This window comes from Myroides sp. C15-4, from assembly GCF_050522745.1.
Lineage (GTDB): Bacteria > Bacteroidota > Bacteroidia > Flavobacteriales > Flavobacteriaceae > Flavobacterium.
The window spans coordinates 46,018-55,933 of sequence record NZ_JBMVQX010000026.1 but is presented as its reverse complement, the minus strand read 5'-3'; the positions used below and the strand labels follow the sequence as shown (position 1 = coordinate 55,933).

Genomic DNA, 9,916 nt, shown 5'->3' with positions numbered 1-9,916 from the left:
GTTCTGGTGTTCGATGAACCTACACTTCGTTTCGGTTTAACTCACCTAGCTTATATTTTGTTCTGGTGTTCGATGAATCTTCGATTTGCGCTGCGCTGCGCTACGATTTCCCATTTCTCATCTCCCATCTCCCATTTCCCATTTCTCATCTCCCATTTCTCATCTCCCATTTCCCATTTCCCATTTCTCATCTCTCATTTCTCATCTCCCATTTCCCATTTCCCATTTCCCATAACCAGGCTATTATTTCTTCTTTCTAATGCGCATATTGATAAACTCAACAACCAAAGAGAAGGCAATCGCAAAATACAGATAACCTTTTGGCACCGCGCCAATATCTTGTCCGGCTAGTTTTGCATCAGATAAGTGCATACTTTCAGTTGTTAGCATAAATCCAATTAAGATTAAGAAGGATAATGCTAAGATTTGAATAGAGGGGTTGTTGTTGACAAAGTTCCCTACAGGTACTGCAAAAATCATCATTACAGCAACAGAAACAATAACGGCAGCAATCATGATATACAAGGCGCCTTCAACTCCATTGGTCATTCCTACAGCTGTCAGAATACTATCTACTGAGAAGATTAAGTCAATCAATAGGATTTGAATCAGGATATTTCCAAAAGATTTAGTTGCAATTTGTTTGGCATTGGGAGTAGAACTGATGTCTTCAGCTACTTGAACATGTGCTACTTTTTCGTGGATTTCCTTGGTGGATTTGTAAATCAAAAAGATCCCTCCAGCTAATAAAATTAGAGCTTGTCCATTAAAGTGAGCGCTAAACCAACCCCAATCGACACTAAAGAGCGTGGCTTTCATTTTGATTAGCCAAGTAATGGCAAATAGTAAACCTATTCGCATAAACATCGCTAAAAACAAGCCTATTTTGGTTGCTTTTTTTCTTTTTTCTTCTGGGAGTTTACCCGTTACAATCGAAATAAAAATAACATTGTCTATTCCTAAGACAATCTCTAAAAAAGTTAGCGTAATAAACGCTACAATGGCATCTGCTGTTAAAAAAACTTCCATGAGGAGCAACAATTAAAGTTCGCCAATTTTTTTAAGGTTTCCACGTTCTTTTCGCGCATCACCAACTAGACCATACTCAAAAACACAAGTATCTCCATCAGTTGTGACGATTTTAATACCCACAGCTTTTTTCTCTGCCATGTTTTTAGGATGTTTTTTTTGCAGGATGAACTCACAATCATTGATCCAACGAATGCTAGAAGTATCTATTTTTCCTTCATATTCTTCAATCTCATATTCTGCTGTGCGAATAAAAGTAGATCGTTTTTCAACACCGTCTATTTCAGTGACAAATTCAAATTTTCCTGTGCGGAAATTAGCGCAGTTGCGCTCTTGTTGATAGCAAGAAGCGAATAAAGCAAAACAAGGTAAAAGATAAAATAGTTTTGTTTTCATAGATAATTATTTCCCAAATAATGATTTCATAATGGTATTAATGCCTTTAAAAAGTAAAAGCATGGCAGACAAACACATGATACATCCCAATCCAAAGACAGGGATAAAGAATGGATTGCCTTGATTTTTTAATGAACTGTGAATGACAATAGGACCAAGAAACAATAAAGGCAGTGTAATAGCAAGGTATTTAACTCCTTTTTGTAATACTTTTCGATTTATACCTTGTGATTCCATAGTGATTATAATTTGTAGTTATCGAGTGCTGTACGCACACTTTTATATTGATCTAAGAGTTGAGTAGCTTTTTCCTCACTCACTTGAAGTTCTTGTTGTAACATGGCAATACCGCGTTGTATGAGTTTGGCATTGGTCATTTTCATATCGACCATGCGATTGCCTTTTACGCGTCCGAGTTGAATCATTACAGTGGTAGAGATCATGTTGAGGACTAGTTTTTGGGCTGTTCCTGCCTTCATGCGTGAACTTCCTGTAACAAATTCAGGTCCAACCACCACTTCGATAGGCAACAGAGCAACTTGACTTAAGGGGCTATTGGGATTGCAAGTAATACAAGCCGTTGGAATTTGTTGGGCTTGACAGGCCTGTAAGGCATGAATAACATAAGGTGTGGTACCCGAAGCAGCGATTCCGATTACAAAGTCATTGGTATTAATTTGGTGCGCTTGAAGGTCTAACCAACCTTGGTTTGCGTTGTCTTCTGCATGTTCAACTGCTTGGCGGATGGCTTGATCCCCACCCGCAATTAAACCAATTACTAAATCAGGAGAAACCCCATACGTAGGGGGGCATTCTGAAGCATCTAAAATCCCCAATCGACCGGAAGTCCCCGCTCCTAGATAAAACAAACGCCCACCTTTTTGCAGCTGTTCAACGATTTTTTGAACTACTTGTTCAATTTGTGGAATCGCTTTTTCAACAGCAAGAGGCACACTTTGATCTTCTTTATTGATGGAAGTCAACACTTCATGAATAGACATTTGTTCCAAATGATCATAAGTAGAAGGTTGCTCCGTAATCTTAATAAAATCCACGGTAGTCGCTTTTATGGGTTTAGACAAAAATACTCAAAATAGTTTAGTTTACACCTCGTGTTATCGGAATTAAATCTCCCCAAAAAAAACGTGGAATTGAACAGGTATATCCTAGCGAAAACGCCAGTAAAAAGGGACTTTCTACTGGCGTTTCAAGGTAATTTATTGAAAATTAAAGACAAATTATTTACAACTAATACCGACAAAACGTACTACTTTGTATGGAAGAAAAGCTGTGTTGTTTTGGTGTGCAACTTTATTTTTTGTAAACTAATCTTTTATTTAATCCAAAAGCATCGAGGGATCTCGTTGTTTCTTCCTCTTCTTCTACAACCGAAGAGAACACTCCATTGACAATAGCGAAAGTTCCAATCAGTACGTGTCTACGTGGATCATTTCCACTTCCAGTATCAGCATCGTCAAATTTGCCAATCATGTGATCCGATAAGCGAATACTCGTTCCACTGTACATGACATTAACGATGAATTTACTTCCTGCCGAACCTCGAGCTTCACATTTGCTGTATAAATCGACATAGATCGAGTAAACACCATCTTCTAAACGGTCGAAATAGATATTTTCATTCTTTATGCCATCAATACTACAACCAGCGTTAGAATCAATGTCCAACTCAGCAATTTTTTCGCCTTCGCTATTGTATAGTTTTCTGCTTCCGTAGTAGATGCGATCCGAATTTCTTTTCACTAGGTGTAAATCCACATCATCTTCTCTGTCCCATGAAAGGGAAATTTGCAACGCTCCAGTTCCTGCAGGAATTACCTGAAACTCCCTGTAATAAACAACCGTTCTTTTGCCATCGGTGATATAGCCGACAAGTTCTAATCCTACAATGTCTAGGATTAGATCCTGAGAAAAGTCTAGAATAACCTCATAATGGTAAAGTCCAGTTCGCGCAAGATTTTCATTGGATGTTTTTACGCTATAATAACCTTCATGTCCTTTTAAACCAATTTGAATAGCTTGTAATTGTGCACTACTTGTCACAGTCATAATGGCTTTCCCACCGTTGATAATGAAATTATTGACACTAATTTCTGTAATGGATTCTTCTTCACCAGCTTGGATTGTTCCGGCATTAAAAGTAGCTCCTTCAATACTGAAGTAGTCGTCTTTTAAGGTGTTAGGAACTTCAACTTTTTGTGTTTCTTGACTGCTGTCATCACTGCTACAAGCAGTTGTACTTAACATAAAACCACCTAATAAGGCCAACAGCAAAATTCTCTTTTTCATAGCTTTTAATCTGTTATTGAATTGATACTTAATTACGTAGATGTAATTATTACAATGCAAATATAACTACAAAAAAAAGAGTTAAGTAAAATATATTATTACTTTTTAGTATAGGATATTTATTTTAATAGCTGTTTTAGTTATAATAATAATTGTTTTTTGTGTATTTTTAATTAAAATGATAAATAAGTGATTTTATTCGTATTGAAATAAATAGAATAAAGTTAAAATATCGGCATTTTGTGAAGGCTGACTTTAGTAGCAAAAGGAATGAAATGGGTGAATAGTGCAAGTTTTGGTGTGTTGCACTAGTAGATTTAAGGCGGAGAAATTGTTTGGTACATGGCCATTTGCTCCTTTACATGTGTTAGATGGTGTAAAGGAGCAAATGGATATTGGATATGTTGTTATACTTGGTATACAAATGCATTAATATTCATACCTGCACCCACAGAGGCAAACAACAAATAATCTCCTTTTTCAAAGCTGTGGTTATCTAGTTGTTTGTTGACGATCATATCATAGAGGGTAGGAAGCGTTGCTACGCTACTATTTCCTAGTTTTTGAATATTCATGGGCATGATGTGTTCCGGCATGGCTTGATCGTAAAGTTCATAAAAGCGTTTAACGATGGCTTCATCCATTTTTTCATTGGCTTGATGGATGATAATCTTTTTGATTTGATCGATTTTTATTCCGCTATCATCCAAACATGCTTTCATCGCTTGTGGAACTTCTGTTAGGGCAAATTCATAGATTTTACGACCGAGCATTTTGATGTAACGCGTATCTTGTTTGGGGTCTTTCTTATAGGATTCGCCAAAGTGAATGTAGTATGCTTCATCCGCAGTAAAGCTACAACTCTTGGTAGCTATAATACCGCCAGGTTCATCGGTTACTTCCAATACAGTCGCTCCTGCGCCGTCGGCGTAAATCATAGAATCCCTATCGTGTAGATCGATGACACGAGAAAGCGTCTCCGCACCAATGACTAAGCAGTATTTTGCCATACCTATGGACATAAAAGCATAGGCTTGGATAACCCCCTGTAACCACCCTGGGCAACCAAATAAGACATCATAAGCAACGCAGTTTGGGTTTTTTATTCTTAGGTTGTGTTTCACACGAGAGGCTAAACTCGGCACAATGTCAGATTGGTCTGTTCCGTGTTTGATATCGCCAAAATTGTGCGCAAAGATGATGTAGTCTAGCTTTTCAATGTCAATTTTAGCATGGTCAATCGCGCGTTGGGCTGCAATAGTTCCAATAGCGGTTGTAGTTAAATTGGTCGAAATGTAACGCCTTTCTTGAATGCCCGTAATTTGCTCTAATTTTTTTGCTACTCTTTCGTTGGAATCTTTTAGCGGTTGACCATTCTCATCGCGGAAATCAAATTGGTGAAAATCGTCGTTGGTTACTACTTCTGTAGGAATGTAACTACCGGAACCTTTTATTTTAACAGCCATAGTTTTAGATTTTTAAGTAATTAGAAATTAAAAATGCGTTTAAATGAAGTGAATTAGTGCCCTAAACGATAGACTAAGGTACACAATCGCCTTGGTTTCTCTCCTTAAATAAAAGTGAAATTAAACTAGTATGGCTTAAATTTAGTTAATTCAATACGCATGACTTAGATAACGGTTAGTATTACGCCGGTATTGTGTTTTTTTTATTATTTCTTAAACTAGAATAACTAAAAAGTATTTTATATTCTTTATTTTAGTGAAATTAAAAGTTAAAAATCAGTATGACAACAAGTAACGGAAAAGTAGTTTACATTACGGGTGGGACTAAAGGAATAGGTAGAGGAATAGCAGAAGCTTTGGTTGCAACAGGTTATCAAGTGGCTATTTCGGGACGTAACCTAGAAGAAGTAGAGCGTGTTGCTCGTGAAATAGGAACAACCGAACAAGTATTGCCACTTGCGTCCAACGTAACCCAGTATGAAGAGGAAGTACAAGCTGTAGCTGCCATTATCGCTCATTTTGGGCGTTTAGATGTTGTGATTGCCAATGCTGGTGTAGGTATTTTTGCCTCCATTGAAGAGTTGTCTATCGAAGATTGGAATACCATGATTGATACCAATTTAACAGGGGTATTCCATACCTTAAAAGCTAGCGTTGCTCAATTAAAACAAAATAAAGGATACTATATCAGTGTGGCTAGTTTAGCTGGAATTAATTTTTTCGCAACGGGAAGTGGTTACAATGCAAGTAAATTTGGTGTAGTAGGATTTACACAAGCAGCCATGCTTGATCTACGTGCACATGATGTAAAAGTAACAACCATTTTACCTGGTTCTGTTACGAGTAATTTCAATAATCACACCCCTAATGAAAAAGATGCATGGAAAATTCAACCCGAAGATATCGGTGAATTGGTGGTGGATTTGTTGCAAATGAATCCCCGTGCTTTGCCAAGTAAAATCGAAATAAGACCTTTAAAAACAAGTTAAAACCCCATAGCGATGCAAGATTTAGGAAAATTGATTCTGCGCTTAGGCGTGGGTGGATTGATGATTTTTCACGGAATCCACAAAATTATTCATGGACACGATATGATTATAGAACAATTGGCAGCTAAAGGTTTACCAACTTGGCTCTGGTTAGGTGTTCCTGTTGGAGAGATTATTGCGCCAATTCTCTTAATGGTTGGTGCTTTTACTCGCTTATCGGGTGTATTGATTGCCTTTACTATGGTGATGTCTATGGTGCTAGTTAAAGGCGGTGGCTCCTTTGCAATCAGTGCAACAACTGGAGGTATTGGTGCTGAATTGAACGTACTGTATTTGGCAGGGGCTTTAGCTATTGCCATGATTGGTCCAGGTTCTTTCCGCTTGTATAAAGGAAGAAAAGGATGGTTTATTTAGAATAGTGAATGGTGAATGGTAAATGGTGAGTGGTAAGTGGTGAATAGTGAATAGTGAATAGTGAATGGTGAATAGTTTATTGTACACCATTACCTCATAAAAGTCCCACTTCCAACCAAAAAAAACCTTTTAATTGAGTTGGATGTTTAGCTCAAAAAATAAATGTTATGCGACTGTTTTTATATGGTCGTATCCCTTGATTTACTCTAGTTCAAGTGTATTCATCAACGACAATGGTAAAACGTTTTAAGACAATAAACCAAAACCAAGGGGGAGGAAATATTGACGGTGAAAGAAATTCAAAGAATAAAAAACTGAGGAAATAGTGAAACTAGATGAGGTTCGCACGATTCGTTTCATATATTGATCTAAATTAATTTTCTTTTAGTAGAAGAAAAAACTTCTTTGTATTGCATTATTTTGTCGAAAGACAAACAGCAACGAGCAAAAAACAACGAGCAACGAACAACAAAAAAAATGGAATCAGATTTAAACTATATAGAAATCAATCGACAATCATGGAATAATCGGACAGAAGCGCATATACAGTCGGATTTTTATGATGTAGAAGGATTTAAGAAAGGAAAGAGCTCTTTAAATGAGATTGAACTCAATCTATTGGGGGACATTAAAGGCAAAAAGATTTTACATTTACAATGTCATTTTGGACAAGATACTATTTCATTAAGCCGATTAGGAGCTGAGGTAACAGGGGTAGATTTATCCGATGAAGCTATTAAGAAAGCAGTTCAGTTAGCAGAAGAAACGGGATCCAATGCGCAATTTATTTGCTGTGATATCTATGATTTACCCAATCATTTGAATGAGCAATTCGATAGGGTGTATACGAGTTATGGCGTTATTGGATGGTTGCCTGACATGAACAAATGGGCAAGCGTTATTGCTGCCTTTTTAAAACCTGGAGGACAATTCGTATTTGTTGAATTTCACCCTGTGGTTTGGATGTTTGATGATGATTTCCAAAAAGTAGCGTACAACTATTTTAATGTGGAAGCTATCGTCGAAACAGAAAGTGGAACCTATGCGGATAAAGCAGCAGCTATTACACAATCTTATGTTTGTTGGAATCACAGCATGAGTGAGGTAGTCAGCAGTCTTATTCAAAATGGATTGACTATCAGACAATTTGAAGAGTTTGATTATTCGCCTTATGCTTGTTTTCAGCATACGGTTGAATTCGAACCGAATAAATACCGCATCAAACACTTGGATACTAAAATTCCAATGGTGTATGCTATTGTAGCGGAATCGGTTAACGGTTAACGGTTTACAGTTAACAGGAATAAAAAAAGGAAGCTAATGCTTCCTTTTTTTATGCTCTATAAATTTTCTCGTATAAATCTTTGTAGATTTCTAGAATAACTCTTCGTTTCAGTTTTAAGGTAGGGGTAAGTTGACCATTATCGATGCTCCAAACATCTGGAGTAAGTTCGAATTTTTTCACTTGTTCCCATTTTCCAAACTTGCGGTTTACGTATTCTACTTCTTTTTCGATACGTTGACGCACTTGTTCGTTTTGGATGAGTTCTTCGTTGGTTGTTCCAACATTGATATTCTTGCGTTTGGCCCATTCTCTAACGAATTCAAAGTTCGGTTGGATCAAAGCCGCAGGCATTTTTTCACCTTCACCAATCACCATAATTTGTTCAATGAAGCGCGATTGTTTTAATGTGTTTTCAATAATTTGAGGAGCAACGTATTTACCTCCAGAGGTTTTGAACATTTCTTTTTTGCGATCTGTGATCTTTAAGAAACCTTCTTCATCAATGGTTCCGATATCGCCCGTATGGAAATAACCATCTTTTAGTTCTTCTTTGGTGCGTTCTTCATCTTTGTAATAGCCCAACATAATATTCGGTCCTTTACAGATAATTTCACCGTCTTCTGCAATTTTTACCACAACATTGCTTAGGGGTTTTCCTACAGTTCCAATCTTCATGGATTTGTTTCTTGCGTCATTTACGGCAATTACAGGAGAGGTTTCTGTTAAACCATAACCTTCCATTACGGGAATTCCCGCCGCATTAAATACGCGGGATAAACGGGGTTGTAAGGCAGCACTTCCTGAAACAATGATTTTCATTTCACCGCCTAAGGCTTCCTGCCATTTTTTGAAAACCAATTTGCGAGCAATACCCAATTGAAAATTGTAAAAAGCGCCGCGGTTATACGGTTCATATTTGAATCCAAGTTCAAGCGCCCAGAAGAAAATACGCTTTTTTATTCCTGTTAAAGCAGATCCCGTGGCGAAGATTTTATCGTATACTTTTTCTAATAAGCGCGGAACAACTGTCATTACATTGGGTTTAACCTCCTTCATATTGTCACCCATTTTATCAATGGATTCTGCGTAGTAAATGCGAACACCACTGTATTGATAAAGGTAAATCAACATGCGTTCAAAAACGTGGCACAACGGTAAGAAACTCAGTGCTTTAAAGTGTTGTTCTCTCGTAAAAGGCACGCGTTCACTACTTCCCAATACATTGGATAGAATATTGTTGTGTGAAAGCATTACGCCTTTGGGTTTTCCCGTTGTTCCTGAGGTATAAATTAATGTCGCCAGGTCATCAGGTCTAACATCCGCTTTGCGTTGCTCTACGAGCTCCTGATTCGATTCATCTGCACCAAGGGCAAACAATTCATCCAAGTTTTTACATCCTGCTATAACATCAAAAGAGTATACGGCTTTAATTAATGGCAACTGATCAATCACCATCATTAGTTTATCGTAAATTTCTTGATCTGAAACTACACAATAATTTGCTTCTGAATGACTTAAAATAAATTGATAGTCTTCAGCAGCAATGGTAGGATAGATTGGAATATTTTGTGCCCCTATTTGTAAAATACCAATGTCTAATAAATTCCATTTGGTTTGGTTATTACTTGAGATAACAGCGATTTTATCATTGGGTTGAACGCCTAATCGCAAAAGAGCTCTTGATAAACAGTTTGCTTTTTGAAGATAGGTCGCGGATGATGTTTTTTCCCAGACACCATTTACTTTGGTTACCAGCGCATCTTCCAAAGGAAAATGTTCTTGTTGGAAATAGGGTATATCGAAAAGTCTTGTTGGATTCATCATCGTTATAATTGATTAGTTCATGCAAAATACGAAAAAAAAGGTAATTTATCGCAACTTCCTGCAAAGTTGTTAACTATCGAAAAAAATAGAAGAAATACTCCTGATATTAACTCGTTTTTTGTTGATTATTCGCAATGAAAAGGAGCAGTTTTTAAAGAAATATCTTGTTTTATAGGCTAAAAACAGGCGTTTGTTGTTGAAAGCTT

Annotated in this window: 11 protein-coding genes; 3 read left to right on the top strand and 8 right to left on the bottom strand. The window is 37.1% G+C overall.

Annotated features, from left to right (window positions below; all coding sequences use genetic code 11):
- Nucleotides 1-50: 50 nt before the first annotated feature.
- The 7 genes from ACPDHL_RS11745 to ACPDHL_RS11715 all read right to left on the bottom strand — a co-directional run bounded on the left by ACPDHL_RS11745 (nucleotide 51) and on the right by ACPDHL_RS11715 (nucleotide 5,198).
- Nucleotides 51-191, bottom strand: coding sequence for a hypothetical protein (locus ACPDHL_RS11745; protein WP_430532951.1), 141 nt, complete (start codon nucleotides 189-191; stop codon nucleotides 51-53).
- Between the two features lie 52 nt (nucleotides 192-243).
- Nucleotides 244-1,029 (bottom strand): TerC family protein, encoded by a 786-nt coding sequence (locus ACPDHL_RS11740; RefSeq protein WP_430532950.1) that lies wholly within the window; start codon nucleotides 1,027-1,029, stop codon nucleotides 244-246.
- Between the two features lie 12 nt (nucleotides 1,030-1,041).
- Complete coding sequence (locus ACPDHL_RS11735) at nucleotides 1,042-1,425, bottom strand: DNA topoisomerase IV (RefSeq protein WP_430532949.1); 384 nt, start codon at nucleotides 1,423-1,425, stop codon at nucleotides 1,042-1,044.
- 6 nt (nucleotides 1,426-1,431) lie between these two features.
- Nucleotides 1,432-1,662: a DUF6095 family protein gene (locus ACPDHL_RS11730; RefSeq protein WP_430532948.1), complete on the bottom strand. Its 231-nt coding sequence runs from the start codon at nucleotides 1,660-1,662 to the stop codon at nucleotides 1,432-1,434.
- Between the two features lie 5 nt (nucleotides 1,663-1,667).
- Nucleotides 1,668-2,480, bottom strand: a complete 813-nt coding sequence (gene murQ / locus ACPDHL_RS11725) for an N-acetylmuramic acid 6-phosphate etherase (RefSeq protein ID WP_430532947.1) — start codon at nucleotides 2,478-2,480, stop codon at nucleotides 1,668-1,670.
- A 256-nt stretch (nucleotides 2,481-2,736) separates the two neighbouring features.
- Nucleotides 2,737-3,732 (bottom strand): hypothetical protein, encoded by a 996-nt coding sequence (locus tag ACPDHL_RS11720; RefSeq protein WP_430532946.1) that lies wholly within the window; start codon nucleotides 3,730-3,732, stop codon nucleotides 2,737-2,739.
- Nucleotides 3,733-4,139: 407 nt separating this feature from the next.
- Nucleotides 4,140-5,198, bottom strand: coding sequence for a 3-oxoacyl-ACP synthase III family protein (locus ACPDHL_RS11715; RefSeq protein WP_430532945.1), 1,059 nt, complete (start codon nucleotides 5,196-5,198; stop codon nucleotides 4,140-4,142).
- A gap of 281 nt (nucleotides 5,199-5,479) precedes the next feature.
- Between ACPDHL_RS11715 and ACPDHL_RS11710 the strand changes: the two genes are divergently transcribed.
- The 3 genes from ACPDHL_RS11710 to ACPDHL_RS11700 all read left to right on the top strand — a co-directional run bounded on the left by ACPDHL_RS11710 (nucleotide 5,480) and on the right by ACPDHL_RS11700 (nucleotide 7,885).
- Nucleotides 5,480-6,187 carry an SDR family oxidoreductase gene (locus tag ACPDHL_RS11710; protein ID WP_430532944.1) on the top strand — a complete coding sequence of 236 codons (708 nt, stop codon included), beginning with the start codon at nucleotides 5,480-5,482 and terminating at the stop codon, nucleotides 6,185-6,187.
- Between the two features lie 12 nt (nucleotides 6,188-6,199).
- Nucleotides 6,200-6,601, top strand: coding sequence for a DoxX family protein (locus tag ACPDHL_RS11705; protein ID WP_430532943.1), 402 nt, complete (start codon nucleotides 6,200-6,202; stop codon nucleotides 6,599-6,601).
- Nucleotides 6,602-7,078: 477 nt separating this feature from the next.
- Nucleotides 7,079-7,885, top strand: a complete 807-nt coding sequence (locus tag ACPDHL_RS11700) for a class I SAM-dependent methyltransferase (RefSeq protein WP_430532942.1) — start codon at nucleotides 7,079-7,081, stop codon at nucleotides 7,883-7,885.
- A 49-nt stretch (nucleotides 7,886-7,934) separates the two neighbouring features.
- Here ACPDHL_RS11700 and ACPDHL_RS11695 read toward each other — a convergent pair whose 3' ends face one another.
- On the bottom strand, nucleotides 7,935-9,710 hold the full coding sequence (locus tag ACPDHL_RS11695) for an AMP-dependent synthetase/ligase (protein ID WP_430532941.1): 1,776 nt from the start codon (nucleotides 9,708-9,710) through the stop codon (nucleotides 7,935-7,937).
- Nucleotides 9,711-9,916: the final 206 nt, after the last annotated feature.